This window comes from Pseudarthrobacter sp. NPDC055928 (assembly GCF_042270935.1).
GTDB lineage: Bacteria > Actinomycetota > Actinomycetes > Actinomycetales > Micrococcaceae > Arthrobacter.
In genome coordinates this window covers 167,784-192,333 of the sequence record NZ_JBHJZH010000008.1, presented here as the reverse complement: position 1 = coordinate 192,333, position 24,550 = coordinate 167,784, and the positions used below count along the sequence as shown (strand labels likewise).

Annotated in this window: 27 protein-coding genes; 13 read left to right on the top strand and 14 right to left on the bottom strand. The window is 63.5% G+C overall.

The window, feature by feature from the left end; all coding sequences use genetic code 11:
- The first annotated feature begins 42 nt into the window (after positions 1–42).
- The gene (locus tag ACFC25_RS12385) at positions 43–2,322 is read left to right on the top strand and encodes a beta-glucosidase (protein ID WP_376045536.1); all 2,280 of its coding nucleotides are present in this window, start codon (positions 43–45) and stop codon (positions 2,320–2,322) included.
- A 359-nt stretch (positions 2,323–2,681) separates the two neighbouring features.
- Here the strand turns inward: ACFC25_RS12385 and ACFC25_RS12380 are convergent, their stop codons facing one another.
- Entirely contained in the window at positions 2,682–3,011 is a 330-nt protein-coding gene (locus tag ACFC25_RS12380; protein WP_376045496.1) for a hypothetical protein, read from the bottom strand.
- A 107-nt stretch (positions 3,012–3,118) separates the two neighbouring features.
- Between ACFC25_RS12380 and ACFC25_RS12375 the strand changes: the two genes are divergently transcribed.
- The 3 genes from ACFC25_RS12375 to ACFC25_RS12365 are packed head-to-tail and all read left to right on the top strand — an operon-like array spanning position 3,119 to position 4,232.
- Positions 3,119–3,610 carry a DUF2975 domain-containing protein gene (locus tag ACFC25_RS12375; RefSeq protein ID WP_376045493.1) on the top strand — a complete coding sequence of 164 codons (492 nt, stop codon included), beginning with the start codon at positions 3,119–3,121 and terminating at the stop codon, positions 3,608–3,610.
- Positions 3,610–3,870 (top strand): helix-turn-helix domain-containing protein, encoded by a 261-nt coding sequence (locus tag ACFC25_RS12370; RefSeq protein WP_376045491.1) that lies wholly within the window; start codon positions 3,610–3,612, stop codon positions 3,868–3,870. The genes ACFC25_RS12375 and ACFC25_RS12370 overlap by 1 nt, the downstream gene beginning before the upstream one ends.
- Before the next feature lie 44 nt (positions 3,871–3,914).
- Positions 3,915–4,232 carry a hypothetical protein gene (locus tag ACFC25_RS12365; protein ID WP_337346471.1) on the top strand — a complete coding sequence of 106 codons (318 nt, stop codon included), beginning with the start codon at positions 3,915–3,917 and terminating at the stop codon, positions 4,230–4,232.
- Here the strand turns inward: ACFC25_RS12365 and ACFC25_RS12360 are convergent.
- From ACFC25_RS12360 to ACFC25_RS12345, 4 genes are read right to left on the bottom strand one after another with little or no spacing between them, the layout of a single operon-like run.
- A complete protein-coding gene (locus ACFC25_RS12360) occupies positions 4,229–4,735 on the bottom strand; it encodes a GNAT family N-acetyltransferase (protein WP_376045487.1) in 507 nt (168 codons plus the stop codon). The genes ACFC25_RS12365 and ACFC25_RS12360 overlap by 4 nt on opposite strands.
- Positions 4,736–4,775: 40 nt before the next feature.
- Positions 4,776–5,639 (bottom strand): alpha/beta hydrolase, encoded by an 864-nt coding sequence (locus ACFC25_RS12355; RefSeq protein WP_376045484.1) that lies wholly within the window; start codon positions 5,637–5,639, stop codon positions 4,776–4,778.
- A 21-nt stretch (positions 5,640–5,660) separates the two neighbouring features.
- Positions 5,661–6,152 (bottom strand): DUF3592 domain-containing protein, encoded by a 492-nt coding sequence (locus ACFC25_RS12350; RefSeq protein ID WP_376045481.1) that lies wholly within the window; start codon positions 6,150–6,152, stop codon positions 5,661–5,663.
- Between the two features lie 24 nt (positions 6,153–6,176).
- A complete protein-coding gene (locus ACFC25_RS12345) occupies positions 6,177–6,746 on the bottom strand; it encodes an AAA family ATPase (protein ID WP_376045478.1) in 570 nt (189 codons plus the stop codon).
- Between the two features lie 70 nt (positions 6,747–6,816).
- Between ACFC25_RS12345 and ACFC25_RS12340 the strand changes: the two genes are divergently transcribed.
- The 7 genes from ACFC25_RS12340 (at position 6,817) to ACFC25_RS12310 (ending at position 12,080) form a co-directional block, all read left to right on the top strand.
- The gene (locus ACFC25_RS12340) at positions 6,817–7,314 is read left to right on the top strand and encodes a DinB family protein (RefSeq protein ID WP_376045476.1); all 498 of its coding nucleotides are present in this window, start codon (positions 6,817–6,819) and stop codon (positions 7,312–7,314) included.
- Positions 7,315–7,468: 154 nt separating this feature from the next.
- Positions 7,469–8,806: an amidohydrolase family protein gene (locus ACFC25_RS12335; protein ID WP_376045473.1), complete on the top strand. Its 1,338-nt coding sequence runs from the start codon at positions 7,469–7,471 to the stop codon at positions 8,804–8,806.
- 150 nt (positions 8,807–8,956) lie between these two features.
- The gene (locus tag ACFC25_RS12330; protein ID WP_376045471.1) at positions 8,957–9,325 is read left to right on the top strand and encodes a hypothetical protein; all 369 of its coding nucleotides are present in this window, start codon (positions 8,957–8,959) and stop codon (positions 9,323–9,325) included.
- A gap of 57 nt (positions 9,326–9,382) precedes the next feature.
- A complete protein-coding gene (locus tag ACFC25_RS12325; protein ID WP_376045468.1) occupies positions 9,383–9,793 on the top strand; it encodes a transposase family protein in 411 nt (136 codons plus the stop codon).
- Complete coding sequence (locus tag ACFC25_RS12320) at positions 9,790–9,930, top strand: hypothetical protein (protein WP_337346462.1); 141 nt, start codon at positions 9,790–9,792, stop codon at positions 9,928–9,930. Before ACFC25_RS12325 ends, ACFC25_RS12320 begins: the two co-directional genes overlap by 4 nt.
- A 1,083-nt stretch (positions 9,931–11,013) precedes the next feature.
- Positions 11,014–11,754, top strand: coding sequence for a hypothetical protein (locus tag ACFC25_RS12315; RefSeq protein WP_376045465.1), 741 nt, complete (start codon positions 11,014–11,016; stop codon positions 11,752–11,754).
- A gap of 44 nt (positions 11,755–11,798) precedes the next feature.
- Positions 11,799–12,080 (top strand): hypothetical protein, encoded by a 282-nt coding sequence (locus tag ACFC25_RS12310; RefSeq protein ID WP_376045462.1) that lies wholly within the window; start codon positions 11,799–11,801, stop codon positions 12,078–12,080.
- Positions 12,081–12,101: 21 nt separating this feature from the next.
- Here ACFC25_RS12310 and ACFC25_RS12305 read toward each other — a convergent pair whose 3' ends face one another.
- The 6 genes from ACFC25_RS12305 to ACFC25_RS12280 all read right to left on the bottom strand — a co-directional run bounded on the left by ACFC25_RS12305 (position 12,102) and on the right by ACFC25_RS12280 (position 19,517).
- Positions 12,102–12,836 (bottom strand): DUF624 domain-containing protein, encoded by a 735-nt coding sequence (locus ACFC25_RS12305; RefSeq protein WP_376045459.1) that lies wholly within the window; start codon positions 12,834–12,836, stop codon positions 12,102–12,104.
- An 8-nt stretch (positions 12,837–12,844) separates the two neighbouring features.
- On the bottom strand, positions 12,845–14,494 hold the full coding sequence (locus tag ACFC25_RS12300) for an extracellular solute-binding protein (protein ID WP_376045456.1): 1,650 nt from the start codon (positions 14,492–14,494) through the stop codon (positions 12,845–12,847).
- A 5-nt stretch (positions 14,495–14,499) separates the two neighbouring features.
- Positions 14,500–15,369 carry a carbohydrate ABC transporter permease gene (locus ACFC25_RS12295; protein ID WP_376045533.1) on the bottom strand — a complete coding sequence of 290 codons (870 nt, stop codon included), beginning with the start codon at positions 15,367–15,369 and terminating at the stop codon, positions 14,500–14,502.
- An 83-nt stretch (positions 15,370–15,452) separates the two neighbouring features.
- A complete protein-coding gene (locus tag ACFC25_RS12290; RefSeq protein ID WP_337350283.1) occupies positions 15,453–16,427 on the bottom strand; it encodes an ABC transporter permease subunit in 975 nt (324 codons plus the stop codon).
- 11 nt (positions 16,428–16,438) lie between these two features.
- The gene (locus ACFC25_RS12285) at positions 16,439–18,508 is read right to left on the bottom strand and encodes a beta-galactosidase (RefSeq protein ID WP_376045453.1); all 2,070 of its coding nucleotides are present in this window, start codon (positions 18,506–18,508) and stop codon (positions 16,439–16,441) included.
- Positions 18,509–18,977: 469 nt separating this feature from the next.
- Positions 18,978–19,517 (bottom strand): hypothetical protein, encoded by a 540-nt coding sequence (locus tag ACFC25_RS12280; protein ID WP_337346454.1) that lies wholly within the window; start codon positions 19,515–19,517, stop codon positions 18,978–18,980.
- 294 nt (positions 19,518–19,811) lie between these two features.
- On the opposite strand from ACFC25_RS12280, the gene ACFC25_RS12275 reads away from it, so the two are divergent.
- Positions 19,812–20,561, top strand: a complete 750-nt coding sequence (locus tag ACFC25_RS12275) for a metalloregulator ArsR/SmtB family transcription factor (protein WP_337346453.1) — start codon at positions 19,812–19,814, stop codon at positions 20,559–20,561.
- A 176-nt stretch (positions 20,562–20,737) separates the two neighbouring features.
- A complete protein-coding gene (locus tag ACFC25_RS12270) occupies positions 20,738–21,634 on the top strand; it encodes an SDR family NAD(P)-dependent oxidoreductase (RefSeq protein ID WP_337350298.1) in 897 nt (298 codons plus the stop codon).
- Between the two features lie 64 nt (positions 21,635–21,698).
- On the opposite strand, the gene ACFC25_RS12265 is transcribed toward ACFC25_RS12270, so the two are convergent.
- The 3 genes from ACFC25_RS12265 to ACFC25_RS12255 form a co-directional block, all read right to left on the bottom strand.
- The gene (locus ACFC25_RS12265) at positions 21,699–21,941 is read right to left on the bottom strand and encodes a hypothetical protein (protein ID WP_376045449.1); all 243 of its coding nucleotides are present in this window, start codon (positions 21,939–21,941) and stop codon (positions 21,699–21,701) included.
- A 155-nt stretch (positions 21,942–22,096) separates the two neighbouring features.
- Entirely contained in the window at positions 22,097–23,395 is a 1,299-nt protein-coding gene (locus ACFC25_RS12260; protein WP_376045446.1) for an Nramp family divalent metal transporter, read from the bottom strand.
- A gap of 170 nt (positions 23,396–23,565) precedes the next feature.
- A complete protein-coding gene (locus ACFC25_RS12255) occupies positions 23,566–24,501 on the bottom strand; it encodes a dihydrodipicolinate synthase family protein (RefSeq protein ID WP_376045443.1) in 936 nt (311 codons plus the stop codon).
- Positions 24,502–24,550 lie beyond the last annotated feature (49 nt).

Sequence of the window (24,550 nt, the reverse complement as noted above, 5' to 3'; positions counted from 1 at the left end):
CGTTCCGCTGGGCCGGAAACCGTTGAGCATCTCATCGCAGAGATGACGCTGGAAGAGAAGCTCGCCCAGCTGGTGGGTGTATGGGTGAACGCGTCCACCGACGGCGACTCCGTGGCCCCACTGCAGAACCAGATGGCCGGCGACGCCCGCTCCTGGGACGACGTGATCGCCAACGGCCTGGGCCAGATCACCCGGATGTACGGCACCACACCGCTGGAACCGCTGGACGGAGCACGCCGGCTGGCCGCCGCGCAGGAGCAGATCATGGCTTCCTCCCGCTTCGGGATCCCCGCCCAGGTGCACGAGGAGTGCCTGGCCGGGCTGGCCGCCTGGAAAGCCACCGCCTTCCCCGTCCCCCTGGCCTGGGGCGCCACATTCAATCCCGCGCTGGTCCGCGAGATGGCCGGGCTGATCGGCGCGGACATGCGCGGGCTGGGCGTGCACCAGGGCCTGGCGCCCGTGCTGGACGTGGTGCGCGACCTCCGCTGGGGCCGCGTGGAAGAGACCATCGGCGAGGACCCGTTCCTGGTGGGCACCGTAGCGTCCGCCTATGTCCAGGGGCTTGAGGAGGCGGGCATTGTTGCCACGCTCAAGCACTTCGTGGGGTACTCCGCCTCGGTGGCCGGGCGCAACCACGCCCCGGTGTCCATGGGCCCGCGTGAGCTGACCGACGTTATGCTGCCGCCGTTCGAAATGGCCATCAAGCACGGCGGCCCCCGCTCTGTGATGCACGCCTACACAGATGTCGACGGCGTCCCGGCCGCCGCCAACCAGGCCCTGCTCACCGGGCTGCTCCGCGATGAATGGGGTTTCGCGGGAACGGTGGTGGCCGACTACTTCGGCGTCGCCTTCCTCAATGTCACCCACGGCGTGGCCGCCGACCTCGGCGAGGCCGCAGCGCTGGCACTGACTGCGGGAGTCGACGTCGAACTTCCCACCGTGAACTGCTACGGAACGCCGCTGCTGCAGCGGGTCCGCGACGGCGCAGTGGGCGAGGCACTGGTTGATACCGCCCTCCGCCGCGTGCTCACGCAAAAGCAGCAGGCCGGGCTGCTCTCTCCCGGCTTTGACCCTGCCCCGCCTGCCTTAACGGACGGCATCAACCTGGACCCGGCCGGGCACCGCGCGCTGGCCCGGACCATGGCGGCGCAGTCGCTGGTGCTGCTGAAAAACGGGACGCACGACGGCGGCGCGGCACTGCCGCTGCCCGCTGCGGCCGTGCGGTCGCTGGGTGTGGTGGGGCCGCTGGCGGAGGACCCGTTCGCGATGCTGGGCTGCTACTCGTTCGACGCCCATGTGGGCGCCTCGCACCCGGACGTGCCGATGGGCATTTCCGTGCCCACCGTGGCCGAAGCCGCGGAACGCCGCTTTGAGGGAGTTGTTTCCGCCGCAACAGGGTCGTGCGAGGCCATTACGCCGGAGGAGATCTCCGAGGCCTGCCGGATCGCCGCCTCCGTGGACACGTGTGTGGTGGTGGTGGGCGACAACGCCGGACTGTTCGGCCGGGGCACTTCCGGCGAGGGCAACGACGCCGAAGACCTCCGTCTCCCCGGCGACCAGTCCGCGATGCTGGACCAGGTGCTCGCCGCGGCCGCCGCTGCCGGCACGCGCACCATCCTCGTGGTGCTCAGCGGCCGTCCCTACGCCCTGGGCGGTTTCGCGGACCGCGCGGACGCCGTCGTTCAGGGATTCTTTCCCGGCGAGGAAGGTGCCGAGGCGCTGTGGGACGTTCTCACCGGCGTCGTCAATTTTTCCGGGAAGCTTCCGGTGTCCGTGCCGCGGACCCCGGGTGGGCAGCCCGGCACGTACCTGCACAGCCGGCTGGCCGGTCCCAGTGGAGTGAGCGCACTGGACCCGTCGCCACTGTTCGGGTTCGGCCACGGCCTGTCCTACACCTCGTTTGAGTTTTCGGAGCATGTGGCGAGCGCGCCCACGGTGTCGACATCGGGCTCGGTGACGGTGGCCTGTACGGTGACCAATACCGGCGCGGTGGGTGGCGCCGAAGTGGTGCAACTGTACCTGGAGGACCCCGTGGGCGAGGTGGTGCGGCCGGTCCGCGAGCTGATCGGCTACGTGCGGGTGGATCTGGCTGCCGGCGCCTCCGCCGCGGTGGAGTTCACGGTGCACGCCGACCGGACGTCCTTCACAGGTGTGGACCTGAAACGCGTAGTGGCTCCCGGACTGGTCAAGCTCCACGTGTCCACATCAAGCACGTCCGATGTCCACACGCACGAGGTCATCCTGCACGGTCCGCGACGCGTCGTGGGTTTCGAGCGCGAGATGCTCACCCCCGTCGCGGTCACCCCGGCACCGATGGACTAAGCCAGCAGGCCTGTAATATATTTGGACTCGCAGCGCTAGGTCTTTGCGGGAATCTCAATGGGCTACCTGCCATATCCTTCTGGGTGGCTGCTTGCCCTGGTTCCCTGGGTTTCTTCCAAGCACCGAAAGCTACCCTAGTGATGAACAGATGCATCAGCGTTGTTTTAGCTCTTACCCACCTGTCTGCTTCGGCTACGCCGACTCATCACATCCGAACAATGCCAGGCCTGTCTCGACGAAGCATGCCGACTGCTGACAGCAGCACCACGCTGAGGACCTCCATCTAGTCCTCCGGTCCCCTCGCTGCGTGCCGTCGGCATGGCCGTCGTGCGAGGCCATCGCCCGAAAAGCGGGCAGCGTCAGGATTTCGCTGCCCTGATAGCCCGGCGAACCGCCGCGCCCAGCACAGAGATCAGCGGAACCAGGCACACCAGGGTGACCACGGTATTGGGCCGGAAGGTGACGGTGCCGCCGTCGTTCCGGTAGACGCCCAGCGGCAGCACCATGCCGCCGCCCCCACCGCCGGAAGCGCCGCCGTCGGCCTCGCCCTCCGCGCCGCCACCGAACCCAAACGTAACCAGGGCCACCGGGATGACCTCCTGCCCGCCCAACTGGACGGGATCGCCGTATGCCCTGGCGACGCCGACGTTCTTGAACGTGTCCACAAGGTTGGAGAAAGTATCAGTCATGCCTCCACCGTAGGCCCGGACGCCCTAGGACCGCCAGCGTCGCCACCTTGCCCGACCTCTCGATTATCGATACTATCTAACTGTTAATCGACACCCTAGGAGACCTCATGGGAAAGCTCACCGTCCTCGCCCTGCGCATCGTGATTGCGATGGTGCTTGCCGGTTCCCTGTTCGTTCAGGTGTGGATGATTCCGTTGGTCTCGACCGACCTCGTGGAGGCGGGCGCGCCCGATGGCCCGCGCATTGCACTGCTTACCATCTTCGTTTTGGGCATCGCGTGCGTCCAGGTCACCGCAGTATGCGTGTGGCGCCTGCTCACCATGGTGCGCCGCGGGACGGTCTTCTCCCACGGAGCCTTTCGATATGTGGACATCATCTTCGGCGCGATCGCCTTCGCCTCATTATTGATGTTCGGGATCGCCGCCGTCCTGGCGCCCGGCGAAACGGCGCCGGGCATCGTACTCCTCATCTGCGGAGCGTCCGTCATGATCGCCGGTGTTGCCCTGGTGGTGCTGGTGATGCGCACGTTGCTGGCCCAGGCGGTGGCACTGGATGCGCAGGCGCACCACCTCCAGTCCGAGCTCGACGAGGTGATCTGATGCCCATCGTCGTCGACATCGATGTGATGCTGGCCAAGCGGAAGATGCCGGTGGGCACGCTCGCCGAACGTGTGGGAATCACCCCCGCCAACCTCGCGGTTCTCAAAAACGGCCGCGCCAAGGCGGTGCGGTTCACTACCCTCCAGGCGCTGTGCGAGGTGCTCGAATGCCAGCCCGGCGACCTGCTGCGCTGGGAACCGGAGGACTCCGCCTCACTTACCGCGGACGACGGCGGGCGGCCGCTTGCCGAGTCCAGCTAGCTGTATAGATCACGGACGTTAGTGCTGCGCGGGATAATGGAGGTATGACGGACCAGGACCATGAGCTGTGGGATGAGTTCGACAGGCTCAAACCGGCCGGCCGCGACCGCGTGGAGGGGTACCCCGGCGGACAGCCTGTGGGCTTTGGCTTCCGGACCGGCGTGCGCAGCGCCAGGGTGGCCCTTGGTTTCGCCGTGTACGCGCTGGTCCTTGGAACCGTCCTGGTCCTGCTGGGGGTCATCTACTTCATCAGCGAAAACCTGTGGCTGATGCTTGGACTGATGGCTGCGATCGAGGCCGTTTTCGTCTTTGCCTTCCTGCGGCTGGTCCGCCAGGCCCGCAACCGGCGCTCCGCAAGCTAGCCGAGGGCTGGTCCGGGCCGGACCATCCGGAATTCCGGCAGGCTTTCCCATTCGGGCGGCAACTGCCCGCGTTTCCCGTCGGGCCGGAATCCATGCTTGAGGTAGAACGCCAGCGCACGGGGGTTGCCCTCAGCCACCCAAAGGTAGGCCGGGGAATCTCCAATGGCTGCGCGCAGCAGGGCCGCACCAAGTCCGGTGCCGTGCGTGCGCCTCAGTGCGTAGATCGAGTACAGCTCAAGCTCAACGGGTCCGTCCTCGTCGCGGCCCGGACCGGCGTCGGCCAATCCCACCACCTCTCCGTCGGTATCCAGGGCGATAATCCGCGGGTCCTGCACGTCCAGGTGGGGCCGCCGCCGTTCCACACGCTCGGGGATACTGGCTCGGCGTGTGCGGAAAAACTCCGGGGACAGCAAATGCGCGTAGCACTCCTCGTGGGCCAGCGTGTGCATCCGCACCACCGCTTCGGCGTCGTCGGGTGTGGCCTGGCGGAGCTGAAAGTCCATCGTCCCAGCCTAGGCCCGGCGGCGTTCGCGCCGCGACACGTCAGCCACTAACCCAGCCAACCCTCCGGAGCCAGCCGGTGAGGATCGGCAGGACCACGGAACTGTTCATGGCACCGAGGTGGTCGAGCCCGGGAAGCACCTGCACATCCCAGCCGGCGGCGATGAGTTCATTCCGGTGCCTGGCCAGCGGTTCACCGATCCGAACCTGGACTCCGCCCCATTGCGGGCTGTAGTCGATTTGGTCATCGGCCCCGGCGAACGCGAGCCTCGGCAATCCACGAGGCACCGCGGCGACCGAGTCGTCAAAGTCCTGGAGTGCTTCGTAGAGCGTGACGAACTGGCGCGTTTGGGCCTCGGTGGTCTGGACAGCGGCAGAATCCCAGTCGCCCGGCTCGGCCTCGTCTGCTGGAACCCACGCTGGGTCCGGTTCCTGGGTGGACTTCGCGTGCGCGGCGCGGGTGACGGCCAGCATGCTTTGGTACGGACCGTCCAACGGCGGAAATCCGCCCATGGCCAGGGCCCGGAGGCGGTCGGTGCGCAGGGCAAGCTGGAGTCCGCTCAACGCCAGCCAGGAGTAGCCGTAGTAGCCGAAAACCTCCGTGCTGGCGGCATCCGCGATGGCCAAAAGGTCAGCGGCGAGGTTGTCCGGTGTGAGCGTCTCCGCGGCCGGCTGCGCCATTCTGTGGCCCTCATAGTCAGCCACAATCACCCGGTTTGTTCCCGAAAGGCCTCGGACCAAAGCCGGCCCCAGGTCAGGGTCCCCGCCCCACTTACGCATGGTCTCGGCAGCGACCGGTTCAAGAGGCTCCAGCCGGGCCGGCAACAGCAGCGCAGGCCCCTCGCCGTGAATGGTAACGGGGATGATCGACCCGTCGTGAAGGACGGCCTCGGCAGTTTCAGCCATGTTGATCCCCTTTCAGGCGGCTTACCTGGCCCGATTCTTTCGGCGTTTTGTTGCCCGCACGAGGCTCTTGATGAGGAAGGTGAGCGCGATTCCCCAGAAGATGAAAGTCAGGATACCGCCCGCGCCGGCAAGAAAGTTCCCATCGCCCTCAAATCCCAGCACGGTGGCATCTTCCGGGTCGGATTCCCGGTACACCACCGTGACCTCCTCGCCAACAACGGGATGCTGGTCATGATCCACCAGGACCCCGACCGAGTGGAAGCGCCCGTCGGCCGACTGAAACTCCACGTCGATCGTTCGCTTTGAGGCTTGGCGCGCATCGTTGAAGTCGACGATCGTTCCCACTGCACGTTCGCCGGTCCGCACCAACTCCGCGTCAGCGTTGCCCAGATGGGTACCGATACCGATCATCACCGGGCCAAGGGCGAATAGAAAGACCAGAATCGCGATATTCACCACCGCTCCCCAGGCACTTTTGGTTTTGCTGTTCACGGTTGCGTTAGGCGAAGTCACGCACCCATTCTGCCGCAGCGCAAGTCAGCCAGTGACCGCGGGAACCAGCGATCCACGGAGCCATTCCTCGACTTCCCGCTGCGAACGCAGCCGGACGACGACGACATGCGGGTATTCGTTGACGAACTGCGGCATCAGCTCGATGTACTTCCGCCGCGTCCGGATCGCCCAGCGGACGATATGGTCCCGGTCGGTGAAGAACGTCCTTAGCGGCGCCTCACGGTTGCCGTTCCACAATTCTTCGCGGCGCACCCGACGGCGGACGGTTCGCCGCAGCACGCGCGGCAATGTCACGCGGGCAAAGGGAAAGTCGAGCCAGACGAGGAGGTCCGCGCGCTCCGCAAGCAAATGCCGCGCGGCGTCGTACTGCCACTCCGTGGTCCACGTGTCCGCGCTGATGAACGAGCGCACGTCGGTGAGGAACTCCGGGCGCGGTGTCCAGTCCGGTCCATGGAAGATCGCGTCAATCTCCAGGTGCGGGCCTCCCGTAATCCCCGCAATCCGCCCGGCCAGGGTCGTCTTGCCGGCACCCGAGACCCCCGCCACGAGCACACGCTTCGGCTGGCGCGGAAGGGGTTCGTTGTAGGAGCGCATGAATCGACCCTAGTACCGGACCCTCCCGCCACGTGCAGTCCACGGCTACGCCTCTTGCTACGCTCCGACCATGACTTCCCAGCCTGCGACTTCCGCCGATGACGTTACCCACCAACCAGCGCGCGTCCAGTTCGACGCGTTCCTGGATGAGCACCGCGCCGGGCTCAACGACAGCCTTAACGGGCTGACCGAGGAGCAGGCCCGCCGGTCGCTCGTCCCTTCCCGCACCACGCTGCTGGGCCTGGTGAAGCATGCCACCTTCGTCGAAAAGGTCTGGTTCGATGAGGCCATCACCTGCCGGCCGCGGGATGAGATTGGTATTCCGGCCACGCCGGACGACTCGTTCATCCTCGACGACGGCGACACGATCGTCTCCATCCAGCAGGCATACCGCGAAGCCTGTGAGGCATCCCGGCTCGCCGCCGCCTCGCTGGAGCTCGACGATCTGGTCCACGGCAATCGGCGGGGCCCGCTGCCGCTGCGCTGGGTCTACCTGCACATGTTGCGGGAGCTGGCCCAGCACTGCGGCCACGCGGATATCCTCCGCGAACTGATCCTTTCGCCGTAGTCTGGAATACCAAACTGGTGGCAGTCTCGGATTTTAGACCGAAAGTTAGCCAGATGTCTGGCAGCACTTCTCAGGCTGGCCGTACTTTGGAATACCAAGTACCATATGTGTCAGCCGCTCACTCCCCCAGGCGGCCTTCCCCAAGGAGACAATGATGTGCCTTCATGACCACACTTCTGCGCCCGCACTGCCAGCCAACCTCCCCCGCCGCGGCATCCTCGCTGGTGCCGCAGCCCTCGCCGGAATTTCCGTAGCAACCATCACCGCCCAAATCGGCGGCGCTCCCGCTGCCCACGCCGCTGATCGGCCTTCTGGCCCCAACTACCACGGCAGCCCCCTGACCCACCCCGCCCTGATCATCGAGGGCGGCACCATCGTGGACCCCAAGACGGGCGAAGCTGTGGAAGACGGCGTTCTGGTGCTCGACGGCGGCAAGGTGGCCGCCGTCGGAACCCGCGATGCGACCCGCAAGGCTGTTGCCGCCGTCGCCGGCCGTGCACAGGTCCTGAATGCCACGGGCCGCTGGGTGCTCCCCGGCCTGATCGATGTGCACGTTCACGCCAACGCGTTGGCTGATGCCCGGGCCATCCTGCAGGGCGGCGCCACGAGTGTCCGCAGCGGCTCCAGCAGTTTCTACCAGGACGTGGCCCTCGCCGCGCTTCCGGGCTGGACCCCGGGCGTCTCCCCGCGCATGACTCCCGCCGGCCTGTTCATCTCCCCCGAACTAGGCGATTCGCTCCTGGCCGACCCCGACCTCGCGCCGCTGGCCACGCTCGCCGGCGGGGTAAAGGACCCCGCCGACCTGGCATACCTGACCCGGGTCAACCTCAGCCGTGGAGCCCGGGTCATTAAGACCCGAGCCAATCCTCGCGCCGGACTTCCGGAGCAGGACCCCCGCGAACTGGTCTACAACCAGCAGCAACTCTCGGCGGTGGTTAAGGCGGCGAATGGAGCCGGTGTCCTCTGCCATGCCTACAGCGCGGAAGGCATCGACGGGGCCGTCCGGGCCGGAGTGCGCAGCATCGAGCACGGCGTCTTCGTCAGCGAAGGCACCATCGCAGAGATGGCCCGCCGTGGAACCTACTTCACCCCCACCATGGACGCGATCACCTCCATGGCGGCGTCAGCCAACCCCATCCTCGCCGCACGCGGGCAGGAGTACACACCCATCCTGCAGGCCGCCGTCCGCGCCGCGCACGAAGCAGGCGTGACGATCGTGGCCGGCACCGATTCCTTCGGAACCGATGTCACTCCCATCGGCAAGGAAGTGCGGCTTCTCGCCGAGGCGGGCCTTTCCCCGCTGGAGGCATTGCGGTCAGCCACTGTCCACGCTGCCCGGCTTTTGGGCCTGGGCGACGACGGCGGCCGGCTGGTCCGCGGTGGGTTCGCCGACGCGATCGTGGTGGACGCCGATCCGCTGGCCGACGCCTCCGCATTGGAGACGGTCAGCGTGGTGGTGGCCCAGGGAGCCATTGTCCGCAACGAACTCTAGGCCTGTAAAGACACGAGTTGACTCATAAAAAACCTCCGCGGAGGCCGATACGTTGCCTCATTGGAAAACCTCCGGATGGGCAGGGTTGCCGGGGCCTGGCTGGCGGCGCGATTGTTGTGGATGGGACTGACCATGGGTGAGCGCAAGGCAGTGACGAAGCATCTAGCGGTGCGGTACCGCTCGGCGGACCGGCTGGTGAAGGGGCAGATCCTCTCGGAGTTGGTGGACCTGACCGGCTGGCACCGCGACTATGCCCGGTCCGCGCTGCGCCAGGCTCTCAAGCCGCGTCGACCACGGACGGCACACCAGGGACGGAAGCCTGTCTACCCGGCGGACCTGCAACCGTCCCTGGTGTTGTGCTGGTCGGTACTTCGAGGCCCGGCGGGGAAGCTGCTGGCGGCCGCGACCGGCTACCTCGTCCCGATGCTGCGCGCCGAGCGGGTCCTGGTGATCACCGATGCTCAGGCGGAGCTGTTGGTGCGCATGAGCGCTCCCACACCAAGCCCGGGTCGCTGCTGAAGGCCCCAGATCCCGATCCGGACCTGGGCCGAGTGGGACGACGCGGCGCCGGGTTTCGTGGAGATCGACCTGGTCGGCCATGAGGGCGGCAACAGCCAGGGCGAGTTCTGCTTAACGCTCACCGTCACCGACATCGCCACGGGCTGGACGGTGAACCGGTCCGTGCGCAACAAGGCCCAGAAGTGGGTCTTCGAAGCGATCCAACACGCCACCGCGGTGTTCCCCTTCCCGATTATCGGCATCGATTCCGATAACGGCAGCGAGTTCATCAACAACGAGCTCTACCGGTACTGCCAGGAACACCAGATCACCTTCACCCGGTCCCGGCCGGGCAACAAGAACGACGCCGCGCACGTGGAGCAGAAGAACTGGTCCCGCGTCCGTGAACTCGTCGGCTACTACCGCTACGACACGGCCCGGCAGCTGGACCTGCTGAACCGGATCTGGGAACTCCGATCATCGCCATGAACGCCCAGTACAAGAAGATCCGACCGATGGCGCTCTCCCGCCAGATCTACGCACTCACCGCCGAACTCGAGACCATATCCCGGCACAAAGCCGGCACTGCACCCACGGCTACCACCATCCAGGAAGCCCGATCATGAACCGACGTTCCCGCGGAGGTTTTTCAATGAGGCAACGAAACGCGTTCCCGGAGGTATTGCAATGAGGCAACAGGGACCCTTGTAGATTCTTAACTGTCGACGGACGCAAGCACGGTAGCTCGTCAGAGCCTTGAGCGACAACGGGTGTCTTCTGCTGTTCAACCATTCCATGATCATCAGTTGAGCCGGTGCACTGGTGGACAGACCCGTTGTGAAGCCGCGATCTAAATACGGTGCCCAGTAATACGATTGCGACCGCCAGAGCCGGGGCCACGATTCCGATTGGCAGGAATGCAACGGCCCCTGTTCGAGCCGGTATTCGAGATCGCAACACCTAATCTGGGCGGTGTCGCCACTCATTTTCGACGTGAGGCCCACTCAGTGCCCGTTTCCAGGATTAGGGTTTCACTGAAGGGCCTGGACCCTCACCGGTGAGTCCACATTAATCAACCTCGACGGAGTCTGCAGCCGATGAGGGCATGCCACTAATTCGATCAAATACAAAAAATCCAACTTACAACAAGATGGGGGATCGCAAATGAGGTTTAATTCTTTCAGAAGAATAACTGTTCCTCTCCTGGTTGCGACAGCACTGATTGGCACCTCGTCGGGCACTGCACTAGCCTCTCCGGACACATCGGACGCCAAGATTCCTAAAGTTGAGGTGAAGTCAGATTTCCGGTTTGATCAACCCATATTCCAAGACCAGAAGACTTTTGGAAGTGGACTGACTCCAGAACAGGCAACTGACCCTGACATCAAGGCACTGGAAGTGCGCCCATTGGCTGGATGCGGAGGAAGGCAGTCGTCAGCGCCGGTTGGAGGCGCCTTCTACCTTTCCCAGGATGGATGCTCGTACATTGGACTAAATTCGCTGGCGACGCGCTACTACTCTTGGCAACTCGCCCCGTTTGTCAATTCGAATGCATGTGTCAAGGCCCGGGGTTACAACCACACGAGTGCCGTTGTTTGGGTCTCTGCTGGCTGCGGTGGGAGCGGTGGAGTAAATGTTCCTTGGGGGAACGTCGCTTCAGTTGCTAAGGTCCAGCTCGCGTCGATGGGCACAACAGGAACTACCGTAGTTTGGTACTAGCCACCGAGACTTTTGAAGGAGTCTCGAAGAATTCACGCTGGGCGCGCTTTGGGCTTGTGGCTTCCGGCGCGGTCTGCGCCCTTGTCGTCGCAATTAGCGTTGCAGGTTTTCCGCGTCCCACCTCAGAGCCCATTGAACTCACGCAGGCAGACTCTGCGGAGCGGGTTCTTAATTGCAAGCATGCAACATATTTCGTGGATGACATTGCTTATTATGACTCGATGAACGGTTTAAGCTGCTTTCTAGGCGACGGCGAAGCTGTTCATATTCGCGTCTATGAAGCAGAAGGATCTGCACTGGTAGTCCTTCAGGATTGGGAACACATCTTGTCCCCGGAACGACAAGTCATTCATACAGATAAGTGGTTCGCTGTTGGCCCTCCCTTGCAGTTGGAGAAAATAAAGGCAAGATTTCGGACCTTCGACGGACCTTCAGAGTTCGTTCCCGAGCGCCCCCGGATCACACCAAGGCAGTCCCTGATGGGTGATTGCAGCTTTTTCATCACTAGTTCCATAGTTGACGCTGCCGTCAATCCCACACAGTACAGTGCCACAATTTCTTTTCTTGACCAAAAATTTCTTGGTTCCAAAGACTTAATTGAATCGATCGTCGATTCCACAGTTGTCGAGCAAGTGAAGAAACGACAACGTGGACACCATATGGAACTGGATCAGTATTTGTCCGGTTTTTCTTCAAGAATTAAGCCCTTTTGCGCATCCAAGGTTCCCTAGGGGCCGACGTATAGTGAATTGGTGTGCCAACGAAAGGATAAAAGATGGCCGATATGCCCAAACGAACATTGCGCGCAGGAATCATCGTTGGGATCCTCGGAGTGCTGGCAATTGCCCTCACTGCCCGGGTAGTTGAAAGAGCCGGTTTTACGCTAAACAACGCTCCAATGCTGGGCGAGATTATGTCGGTTCTCTGGCAACTGGTTACCGTCGGCTTCTTGCCATTTTCAGCGGCTCTTATCTCAGCTTCGCTCGTGATGCGACACATCGATGCGCACAACAAACCAAGAGAATCGCGCACGGTGGACCCGGAACACGAAGGGTGAGAGTCACAAATCACCCTTGTACTAGGCTGTCAAAGGCTCCTGCGATGTCGGTTCCTGCACCGTGAACCTTGCTTCGATGAGCGTCAGCAGCGGCCTCGAGTTCAGGCAGACCAGGAACATCACCAGCCCGGCGATGACAATCAGCAGCCCCGCGGTGGTGGCCGTCAGCAGGGACGCCGTGATGAACAGGATCCCGGCGTTGCCCAGCGACACCCGTTTCTGCGCGCCCAGGCAGTACAGCGAGAGGCGGTAGAGGTCCCGGGTCCGGAACGTGAACCGGGACAGCAGCAGCATGGCCGTCACACCGGCCGTCGCCACCAGGAGCCCCAGCCCCAGCAGCCCCACCCGTGCGGCTGACGGGGCGGGGTTCCCGGCGTCGAACGTTCCGGGCAGCAGCAGAAGATTGACGACGACGGCGGCCAGCACCGCGACATACGGCACCCAGACCGCGAGCGCCTGGCGGAAGTTGGTCCGGTAGCCGCGCACGAAGTCCCGGAACACCCCCGTCTCCTCCCCCGCCAGCAGGCGGTTGAACGCGTAGGCCGCGGCCACCAGCGACGGTCCCACCGGGACAAACGCCACCACCAGGACCGCCACCAGCAGGGCGGAGCCACCCGCCAGGCTGGCGAGAACAGGGGCCAGCACCAGCAGGATGTTGGCAAGCACCAGCAGCACATCGGCCACCATAACGCCGTAGACCACTCCGGCCGCCCTGAACAGCGGACCGGAGCCGTACTCCGCCTTCTTCTGTGCCACGAGCCGCCTTACTTCTTGTCTGCGTAAGCCTTGTAAGCCTTGTTCGCCAACTCTACGTACTTGGACTGGCCCTTCGCGTCGAGTTCCTTCACGTAGGCGTCGAACTCGCTCAGGGGCCGCTGGCCGGTGATGAACTTCAGGGTGTTCTGCTTGACGTGGTCCTTCAGCGGGGTGAGCACCAGGGTGGCCTGCTCGCGGTCCACGTCACTGAACGGCACGGGCGGCGCCACGGGCTTGGGCTTCTTGGACTTCATGGCCTTCTGGAACGCCAGTTCCTCCTCGTTGAAGGTGGAGTGCAGCAGGTCGGTGGTGCCGCCGTAGGCGAAGTTGCCGCCGGAGAAGCCGTACTCCATGCGCAGGTCCTTGGTGCCCGCCGGGTTCAGGCCCTGGAAGTTGATGTCCTTGGCCAGGACGCGTTTGCCTCCCTCCTTCGTGAAGGTGGTGCCTTCCACGCCCCACTTGGAGAACTCCTGCCCGGCGTCGCTGTAGAACAGCCAGTCGATGAACTGGATCAGCGCCACAAAGCTGTCCTTGTCCTTTACTGACGAGTTCAGCATGATGCCGTTCTCCAGCCGCGAGCCGCCTATGACGTCGCCGGCCGGACCGCCGGGCACCGTAATCTTGCCTACCTTGAAGTTGCCCTTGCCCAGGGACTGCTCCATGGAGGTGCGGTACGTGATGATGTTCTGGGAGTTCGCGCTGATCACGAACGACTTGCCCGAGACGAACTTCTGAATGGCCGAATCGTCGGTCTGGGTGAAGCTCTCCGGGTCCATCAGCCCTTCGGCCACCAGCGAGTTGAAGTACTCCAGAAGCTCCTTGAACTGCTTGGTGCCGGCGCCGAACTCGAACTTCTTCTCCGACTCGGCGAAGTTCAGCCCGTCCACGAGGCCCCAGCCGGCCACGGTACCAAAGGCGTTGCCCGCAATGTTCAGCACGCTGTCACCCTTGAAGCGGTCGGAGAAGGGCACGACGTCGGGATAAGCCTTTTTGAGCGACCGCAGCACCTCGCGGAACTCATCCCAGGTCTTCGGCTCGGCGATGCCTTCCTTTTCCAGGATGTCCTTGCGGAACGCCACCGTGTAGTCCGGCCACAGCTCCTCATGCAGGCCCGGCAGCACGTAGTATTTGCCGTCCTCCTGGGTGAGCCCGGCGATCTCGGGCTCCAGCTTCCATTTCTTGACCTTGTCCTGGAAGTGCGGCATCAGGTCCACGTAGTCGCTGACCGGCAGCACTGCGCCGGAGGAGACGTAGGCCGATTCCTGGCCCGGGTAGGTCTTGGCGATGATCTCCGGGGCGTTGCCGGAGCTGATGAGCAGGCTGCGCTTCTGCTCATAGTCGCTGCTGGGCACGATGGTGGTCTCCAGTGTGACGTTGTTGTCAGAGGCCATCTTGGTGAACAGCAGCCAGTCCTTCTTGTACGGGTACGTTGGCTGGTCGCTGAAGAGGAAGCTGAACGTCAGCGGCGCCGTCGCCTTGAACGTATCCCCCACCCCGAAGCTCTCCATGGCGCCGGTGCGGGCCTTGGAGGTATCAATTTTGCTGCCGGAATCTGAATCACAACCGGCAACCACCAGGCCGAAGGCTGCGAGCGCTGACAGGCCGAGGAAGTCTCGTCTGCGGAACTCTGGTTTTGCAATCATGGGCTTTCCTTTCATAAGGGTTATTCCTTGACGGAGCCGAGCATGACGCCCGAAAAGAAGTACTTCTGGACGAACGGGTAGATGCACAGGATGGGGATGACGGTCAGGACGATGGTGACCGACTGGATGTTGGCGGCAATCTGGCCCACGTTTTCCGCGGTGCCGCCGGCGGAACCGGCCGTGGTGACGCCGGCGATCATGTTGCGAAGGTAGATGGTCACCGGGAACAGCTCCGGCTTGTCCAGGTACAGGAACGCCTGGAACCAGGAGTTCCAGTTGGCCACGGCGTAGAACAGCACCATGGTGGCTACGATCGCCTTACTCAGCGGCAGCACCACCTTGAACAGCACGCCGTATTGGGTGAGGCCGTCGATGGCGGCGGCTTCCTCCAGTTCGCGGGGCATGTTTTCGAAGAACGACTTCATGATCAGCAGGTTGAAGACACTGATGGCGTTCGGCAGCACCACGGCCCAGATGGAGTCCCGCATGCCGAGCGAGCTGATCAGCACGTAATTGGGGATCAAGCCGCCGTTGAAGAACATGGTGAACACCGCGATGCCGATGAACACGCTGCGGCCCTTCAGGTCCCTCTTGGCGATGGCGTAGGCGAAGGACGTGGTCAGCACCATGGAGATGGCCGTGGCCACCACCGTGTACAGGACCGTATTGCCATAGTTGTTCCAGAAGGTGGAGTCGGCCAGGATCAGCTTGTACGTCTCCACGTTGAAGCCCAGCGGGAACAGGTTCACTTGCCCGGCGTTGATGAACCCTTCGCTGGAGAACGACTGGGCCACGATGTTCAGGAACGGATATACCGTCAGGAACACCACCAGCAGCAGGAAGGCCAGGTTGACCACCCGGAACACCCGCATGCCGCGGGAGATTTTCATGTCCTTGACCAGCACGCCGGTTTCCTTCCTCGCTGCCTTCGAACCCGCCCTGTTAAGGAGTGCTTCCTTCATGACTGCCCCTTTCACCACAGGCTCGTTCCGGCGAGTCGCTTGGAGATGGCGTTCGCGGAGAGGATCAGCGTGAGGCCGATGACGGATTCGAACATTCCGATCGCGGCCGCGTAGCTGAAGTTGGACGATTCCAGGCCCACCCGGTACAGGTAGGTGGAGATGACATCGGAGGTTTCGTAGTTCAGCGGGTTGTAGATCAGCAGGATCTTTTCGAAGCCCACGGCCATGAACGTACCGATGTTCAGGATCAGCAACGTGATGATGGTGGGCCGGATGGCCGGCAGCGTCACGTGCCAGGTCTGCTGCCAGCGGTTGGCGCCATCGATCCGTGCCGCCTCATACAGCGACTCGTCCACCCGGGTCAGGGCGGCCAGGTAGAGGATGGCGCCCCAGCCCATGGTCTGCCAGACCTCGGAGCTGATGTACATAGGCCGGAACCAGGATGCGTCCTGGGTGAAGTTCACCGTGGTGCCAAACAGGGATTCCGCGATCTGGTTCACCGTGCCGGTCATCGAGAAGTTCTGCAGGATCATGCCGGCGATGATCACTACGGACATAAAGTGCGGCAGGTACGCGACGGTCTGGACGAACTTCTTGAATTTCTGTGACCGAAGCTCATTGAGCATCAGCGCGAAGATGATGGGCATCGGGAAGCAGAACAGCAGCGTCAGCACACCCAGCACAATCGTGTTCTGGAACGCTTGCCAGAAGCTGGGATCGTTGATGAACAGGGTGACGTACTTCAGCCCCACCCATTTCTCGCCGAAAATGCTGCCGCCGGGCTGGAACTGCCGGAACGCGATCACGTTGCCGGCCATGGGCAGGTAGCGGAACACCGCGAAGTAAAGCAGCGGCAGCGCCACCAGGGTGTACAGCCGCCAGTCCCGCTTGAGGGCCAGCTTCCAGCCGTTGGGCTTGTTCCGCGGCTTGGTGCCGGGCGGGTCCGCGGTGACCGCCTCGGGAGGTACTTCCAGTTGAATGGCCATGGTATTTCCTCCTATCGGATGGTTTCTGCGGGCACGGTTTCTGTGGGGACTTCTTCCAGGACGAGGACGCCGTTGGCGGCGAGCTCCACGGTTCCCTGGAGCTGTGTGCCAGTGAGGCGGTCGGTGCCGCCAGCCTTCACGTCCACGCTGACGGGGGCGTCGTTGTGGTTCAGGACAAGCAAGTAGCTGCCCCGGTTGCCGGTTCGACGGCGGACCTGGACTCCCAGCGGAGCGTCCAGTTCCGCACGGATCCCGGCAGCCGCACGTTCGACGGCGAGCAACTCCTCCAGGAAGGTGCTGTCCACCCGGGCGGACAAGTAGACGGCGGTGCCCTGGCCGAAGGTGTTGCGGGTGACGGCCGGTGAGCCGGAAAGCCTTCCAGACGCATAGGTGGCGAGGACCTCGGCTGTTTCGGTGTGCAGGTGCTCAGTCCAGTAACTGGCGGAGGCGTTGCCGCCGTCGGCCGTTGAAAGCTTGACCTCCTCACCCTCTCCGGCGAGCGGATGCAGTTCCTCGCTCCACGCGCCGAGCACGTTCCGGAGGGCGCCCGGGTAGCCGCCAAGGCGGATGGTGTTGTCCGGGTCCACAATGCCGGAGAGGTAGCTGGCCACCAGCCGGCCGCCGTCGGACACGTAGTCCTCGACGCGCTGCGCCGCCTGGTCCGAAAGCAGGTACGACGCCGGGAGGACCACCAAGCCGTACTGGCTAAGGTCTGATGCGGTGTTGACGAAGTCCACCGGAATGTTGGCATCGAAGAAGGGCCGGTAGAGGCGGAGGACCTCCTGCGTATAGCTCAGGTCCGAGCGCGGCGAGTTGCCCAGTTCCAGCGCCCACCAGCAGTCCCAGTCGAAGACGATTGCCACCTTGGCGGCGGAGCGGGTGCCGGTGATGCCGCCGAGGCCTTTGAGTTCCTGGCCGAGTTGGCAGACTTCGCGGAAGACTCGGGTGTTGGGACCGGCATGGTTGACCATGCCCGAGTGGTAGCGTTCGGTGCCGCCCTTGGCTTGGCGCCACTGGAAAAAGAGGATGGAATCCGCGCCCTGCGCAATGGCCTGGTACGAGCCCAGCCGCATCTTGCCAGGGAGCTTGGAGACGTTGACGGACCACTGGCTGACCGCCGCGGTGGCCTGTTCCATGACCAGCCAGGGCTGGCCTTTTCGGAGCGACCGCATGAGGTCGAAGTTCAATGCGGCGGCCACGTGGGCGTCGGCTTCGCGCGGGTCCGGGTAGATATCCAGCGCGGCAGCGTCCTCTTCCGCGGCCCAGGCCCAATAGTCGTTGTTTTTGTAGAAGCGCATGAAGTTGGTGACGATTGGCAGGTCCGGAGTGTGTCGGCGCAGGATGTCCCGCTCCGCCTTGTAGTGCTCCAGCATGGAGTCCGAAGTGAAGCGGTGATAGTCCAAGCGGCGGGAGGGGTTGGACCAGGCGCGGGGCTGGGCCGGGGCGTTGACCTGGCTCCAGTCCGAGTAAACCTGGCCCCACACGTCCGTGCTCCAGGCTTGGTTGAGTTCGGTCAGGTCGGTGTACTTGCGCTGCAGCCATTCCCGGAACGCGCGATCTGCGTGCGGGCCGTAGGAAACGGGGCCGTATTCATTGTTCACGTGCCACATGCAGAGCGCCGGGTGCTGGGCGTACCGCTCCCCCATCTTCTCGGCCATTGCCAGGGACTTTTCGCGGTAGGCGGGGTGGGAGACGTCGAAGTGCTGGCGCGAGCCGAAACCGAAGGTGGTGCCGTCCGCCATGACTGGAAGGATGTCCGGGTGCTGAGCGATCAGCCAGGCCGGCGGTACGGCATCCGGGGTTGCCAGGTCTACGCCGATGCCGTTGGAATGCATAAGGTCCATGACCTCGTCCAGCCAGCCGAAGTCGTACACGCCGTCGGCGGTTTCGAGCCGGCTCCAGGAGAAGACGGCCAGCGTGACCAGGTTGACGCCAGCTTCCTTCATGAGGCGGACGTCCTCTTGCCATACCTCGCGCGGCCACTGTTCCGGGTTGTAGTCGCCGCCGTAGGCAATGCCGCCGAGGCGTTTGTGCAGGTGTTTCAGGCGGTCTTCGGCCGTGCTGTGTGGCTCGCTGGTCATCATTGTCCTTTGGTTGGCACGTCGGCCGCGTGGTTCCAACCCTGCGACCTGCATCACACGTAGAAAGTATCGTAAACTTTACGCAATAACAACACCTTGGATAGCGTATTCCACTACCACTTTGGCAGGGAAGGGTGGGGCAGCGGTCGCGACAAGGGGCTTTTGAAGCATTATCTGGCTACGTGGGATCGGTTCTTGTCACATACAGGTGCTTGTTGTTTCCGGAGAGCGATAGAAACTATCGGAGTTGCCCGAATGCACGCAACGTGGCAGCCCCTGGACAAAGCGAAAGGCCGCGACGTCGCATTTCTGCATCCATCGCGGCCTTCCCGGGCATTAGGCGTGGGCTCCCGCCCAGTTGCTCCGGCGGGCACCTCGGCCCATACCGCGAGAATCAGCGCGGATACAAGAAACTCCGCGGGCTAGGACGTGCCGAGCCGGGACAAACTGGGAAGGAACGCACGCGCGTTCAGGAAAGCGCCTCGCAGATGTCGAAACTTGTCCCGGAGGTTTCCAAAGACAGGAACGTATTGGTTCCATCAGCGGTCAGTGTGTACTCGACCCTCCCGTGGTAAAGCGTGGCACTTGGCCCTTTCGGAGTGTCGCTTGGGAAGAGAATGATGCCCACAGCCCCCCTGTCCGTCACGGAGGTTGTGCCATCCGGGTTGGTGACGGCGGTCCGGTTGGAGCCGGTGGCCCTGAAGACGATCTCCGCGCCGGTGTCGTCGTTGACGAAAGTCAGGGTGTATCCCTTCCCGGTAGTGAGGACGCGAACCGGGTCGCCGTTCCTGTCAACAAAAGTCCGAACTTTCGACGACGCACCGGTTGCTTCGATGCCCAAGGCAAAGTCGGGGCAGCCCTCCCCCGCGGGCAAGACCAGATCGGGAGGGAAGTCAGGCGGGGTGTCACCAGGTATTGGGGCCAGCGCATTGGCCCCTGCAGGGAGCGCCAACAATGCTGCGGCAAGGACGGCGATGGGCGCGAGACGGCGGACTGGGGCGTTTTTCATGGCTTCTCCAGGGGGTGGGCGGCATTCTGGGCCGCGCAAATAACGAGCACAGCCAAAGGCTGCGCAACGAGCGTCCGCGAAAGATCCGCAGCGCTCTTAGGCAGGTTCGGCCCCCTTTGCCGCACCTGGACACGGCGACGAAACAACAGTTACAGGCTCAGCCTGCACCGCAGAGCCTACTCAGGGCCCGCGCGGAGTCAACACTCAGTTAGTGGAGGACCGGCTCCATTTGCTAGCCATGCTGCGTGGTGCAAACCATTGACATGTGACCATTTGGTCACCTATTTTATCCCTATGGACGCCGTCTTCAAGGCACTCTCCGACCCCACCCGCCGGGACCTGCTCGATGAGCTCTTCCGCGAGGACGGGCAGTCGCTGGGCGCACTTGGGGCCAGGTTCGAAATGTCCCGCTTCGGGATCGCCAAGCACCTCAAGCTGCTGGAGGAAGCCGGCCTGGTGGTGACCCGCCGTCGGGGCCGGCAGAAACTGCACTTCCTGAATCCGGTGCCCATCCGCCTCATCCACGACCGCTGGGTGAGCAAGTACTCCGAACCATGGGCCGCTGCCCTCAGCGACCTCAAATCCAGATTGGAAAGTCCCATGGAAAAAATCTTCGAAATCTACATCAAAACCACCCCGGAACGGCTCTGGGAGGCCATCACCAACAGCGAGATCCGCAGCAAATACCAGTTTGGAATGAACATCAGCTCAGACTGGACTCCGGGGTCCCGGTTCGAGATGTCACCCAACGGCGGGGACCTCCTGGGCGAAGGCGAGAACAAGGAGGTGGACCCTCCGCGGAAGCTCGTCCAGACCATGCGCGCCCTGTGGGGCGAGGACGTCAAGGCCGAAGGCTGGTCCACCATCACCTGGGAAATCGAACCTGTGGGCGATTCCTGCCACCTCACCGTCACCCACAGCGACCTGCGTGAAGGCGCCAACGAACAGCTCTACGGTGGCTGGCCAATGATCCTCTCCGGCCTTAAGACGTGGCTTGAGACGGGAGAGAAACTCACCACACCGGGTTCGCTCATGTACACCTAATCCGCCCCTGGGAGTTTTTGTCCAGAGACGGCGACTTCACGGCCTTCTTGGTCGCTGTGTCGGGACAAAAACTCCTGTGATATTGCCGTCACGAGGCATAGCCTGAAGGCACCCGGCAGTCCCGAGCGACACGATTGCCGGCCGGAACCAACACTGGGCGTCAGGAGGCGGAGGCGATGGCTTCCATGGAGGGAACCGTGGCGCTGGTGACAGGTGCGGCGGGCGGCCTGGGACAAGCCGTGGCAACCGGGCTTGCCCGCGAAGGGGCGCTGGTTGTGGTGGTGGGGCGCTCCGCTTCGCGGGCCGAAGAGGCAATGAAGGGCATTCGCTCGCGCGTTCAGGACGCCCAGCTTGAGCCGCTGGTATGCGACCTCTCCCTTCAATCCTCGATCCATGCGGCGACCACTGACTTCCTGTCCCGCCATGACCGGCTCGACGTGCTGGTCAACGCGGCGGGCGTGTTCCGCAAGGAACGCCATCTCACCCCCGACGGGCTCGAACTGACCTTCGCTACCAACGTGATGGCTTACTTCCTCCTGACCCGGCTTCTGCTGGACGCCCTCAGGAACGCTGCCGTGGCTGGACGGGAGAACACAGGAACAGCCGCACGGCCTGCTGCGGGGCCGCGCACGTCCCGCATCGTGAACATCGCGTCCAGATACGGCAACGCCAAGCTCGACTTTGACGACCTTCAAACCGCGAAGGGCAAGTACAGCTACCTTCGCTCGACACCACCCACCATGCTGGCACGCGTCCTCTTGACCCAGGAATTCGCCGAGCAACTCCGCGGCTCCGGCGTGGTGGCAAACGCCGCGCATCCGGGATTGGTCAAGAACACGGCGCTGCTGCAGGACGTCGGCGGGCCGTTCCGCTGGATCACGAACACGTTCGGTGCCCCCGCCGAAAAAGCGGCCGACACACCACTTTGGCTCGCCACCGCCAACGAAACAGCGGCGGTCACCGGAAAGCTATGGACGAAGCGCAAAGAACTTCCGACGCCGGGCATGGGCTCGGACCCGGAAGCCCGCCAGAGGCTCTGGAACGCGTGCTCCCGCCTCGCCGGACTCACCTGACCATGCTTCGCTAGGGGTTTGCCTGGCCGGCCACTGACAGCCTCCCCCGGAGGCTTAGTCAAGACTAGCCGCGCGGCTGGGGACCCTGATCACCGCTTTGTCCGGTACGGAGGAAGCCGTCCCAGCCGCGGGGCCGTATCTTGCGGACAACAACCATTTCCCAAGCACCAAAGAGCACACCCAGGACCACGGCAACCACCCCAGCCGTGAACCACCCGCCCCGGCCGAACATCATCAACACGACGCCCACAAAGCACAGGCCCTTTGCAGCTATGTCCAGATACAAAGGTCCTCTCAGGAACTCCATACCTCCACGATATGCCCCTGCCGACAGGTGTGATGGACCCGCTCACGATTTATGGGATCGCCGCTCCCGGCTGATGCAAAAGCACAGTGGCGATGCCCCTGGGGGCATCGCCACTTTGCCTTGCCTGAAATGTTTGGACGTTGGCCGTGTTGGCACTACCCCACCAGGGTAGTGATCAGCCTGACCGAAGAGGCGATGATCGCGATGAGTCCGATCGCCCCGAAGAGGTTATGCCACCACTTATTCCGCAGGTCACCCATGACAGAGCGCTTGTTGGCCATGATGACGATCAGGATGCCCAGAAGCGGTGCGATGAGGACCGTCAGTGACTGAGCTATGACAATCAGGGCTACCGGCGATGCTTGGAACGACAAGGTAATGATCAGCCCGAAAGCCAGGATGATGCCGGTGACAATGCGGGCGGCAGCTGATCCAGCCTTGGCGCCGCGTCCGAGGGCGTCGGAGAGCATGGTGCCCCCGGCCGTTGCGTTGGCGATCATGGAGGAGAACGCTGCACCGGACAAGCCCAGGGCGAACAGCATGGAACCCACAGGCCCGGCCAGTGGGGCGAAGACCGAGGCGAGGGCGTTGATCGTTCCGGCCTCGGCGCCGGTCTTGCCGAGTACAGCCGCGGCAACCATGATGACGAGTGCGGTCATGATGCCAGGGGCAACGATGCCCGGGATGGTGTCAACGAGGGTGATGTCCCGGTAGTCCGCCTGCGTACGGCGGTTTTCCTTGATGCCGTAGGACGTGTAGAAAGCTGCGTTGATGGAGAAGTTTGTGCCGACCAGTGCCACGATGAGGATCTCGCTTCCCGGAGGCAACTGCGGGACCATCCCCTCCAGGGACCTGTACCAGTCGGGCTGGGCAACGATGGTGCTGGCGATGAAGGCGATACCCATCAGGACAACGATGGCCAAGAGGGCTTTTTCGACGATGCCGTAGACGTTTTTAAACGCCAGGACGAAGGCGACGGCGGCGGTACAGACAACCGTCCAGAGGACAGGTGAGCCACCGAAGACCAGGGACAATCCCAGGCCCGAACCCACTGCGTTCCCGACCGAGAACATCAGGGTGATACCGAAGACGCCGAAGCCGGCGAGGACCCCCACCCACTTCCCGAGGCTGTCCTTGATGGAGGTGATCAACGACGTCGGAGTGGAAATGCCGAGCCGCACGCTCATGTCCGTGAAGAAGATCATGAGGATGGTGGAGACGGCAATGACCCAGACGAGGGTGTAGTCGAACCGGCTGCCGGCCTGGACGGCGGTAGTGAGGTTTCCCGGACCGAACTGCCAGGCCCCCACCACAAAGGCCGGGCCCATGAGTGCCAGGTAGCCGAGGAAAGTTCTGCGTTTGGCAGGTGGTTTGGAAAGGGAAGTGCTTTCGGGGGTGACCATCTGACCTCGCTGTTCGTCCAGGGTATGGATGGTCCTATTCTGCTCGCGCATTGCGAGTCCTCCTTCTCCAGCTTCAGTGCTGGGGGTCGTCGTTGACCAGGGTGGAGAGTGAAAGTTGGGGCCGGGATGGCGGGCGGTGCCCGCCATCCCGATAGATCCTGGGATCAGGCCGTGCTGGATCAGGCAACGCTGGTCCGACAGGGACGGTCAGGCAGCGCTGGTCAGGCAGGGACGGTGACGCTGCCGAGGTTGGCGGACTTGAGGGCCAAGGCGATTTCGGCTCCGGCGCCCTCGGCGAGGGGAAGCAGCGGCGGGCGGACAGTGGCGTGGTCCAGGATGCCGCGGGCTACGAGGCCTTCCTTGAGGGCGACGGTGCCTTCCATGTGCGAACCACGGTGGTAGACGTTCTTAGTGACCGGCAGGAGGCGGTCGTGGATGGCGCGGGCGGCGGCATAATCCTTGGCCTTGCCGGCGGCGATGAGCTCAACCAGCGGCTCCGGCGCGAGTCCGCCGTAGCCCACCAGCGCGCCGTCGACGTCGAACATGGTGTGCAGCAGGTACTCGTCGTGGCAGGTCAGGATCTGCAGGTCCGGGTAGGTTGCCCGCAGGACGGGGATTTCTGTATCCCAGCGCTTCATGTTCCGGACGCCGTTCTTGGTGGCGAAGACGCCTTCCTGGCCGGCGATTTCCAGCTGGGTTTCGAGGTCGTAGGTTGCCTTGGTGGCATCCGGGTACTGGAACAGGATCAGCGGCAGGCCGGACGTTTCGTAGATTTCCTTGTACCGGGTCTGGGGTGCGCCCTTCTGGTAGCCGAAGCGGAGCCAGCCGTGGGAGGGGTAGACCAGGCCGGCCTCGGCGCCGGCTTCCACTGCACGCTTGGCTTCGAGGGCAGCGACCGTGTTGCCCTCACCGGTGATGCCGGCGATGATCGGGATCCCGCCATTGACGGCGTTCTTGAATTCACGGATGACGAGGGCCTGCTCGTCCTGGGTCAGGAAGGTTCCTTCGCCGGCGTGGCCCAGGACCACCAGGCCCTTGACGCCTTCAACACTGGCCAGCCAGCCGCCCAGGCGGTGGATCGCGTCGACGTCGACGGCTCCGTCGCGGGTGAACGGGGTTACGGGAGCGGGAACCAGCCCGCGGAGATCGATGGTCATGAGAGCTTCCTCTGTCTTGTAGTCGGTGGTTTCCGCTATGTGAGAACGT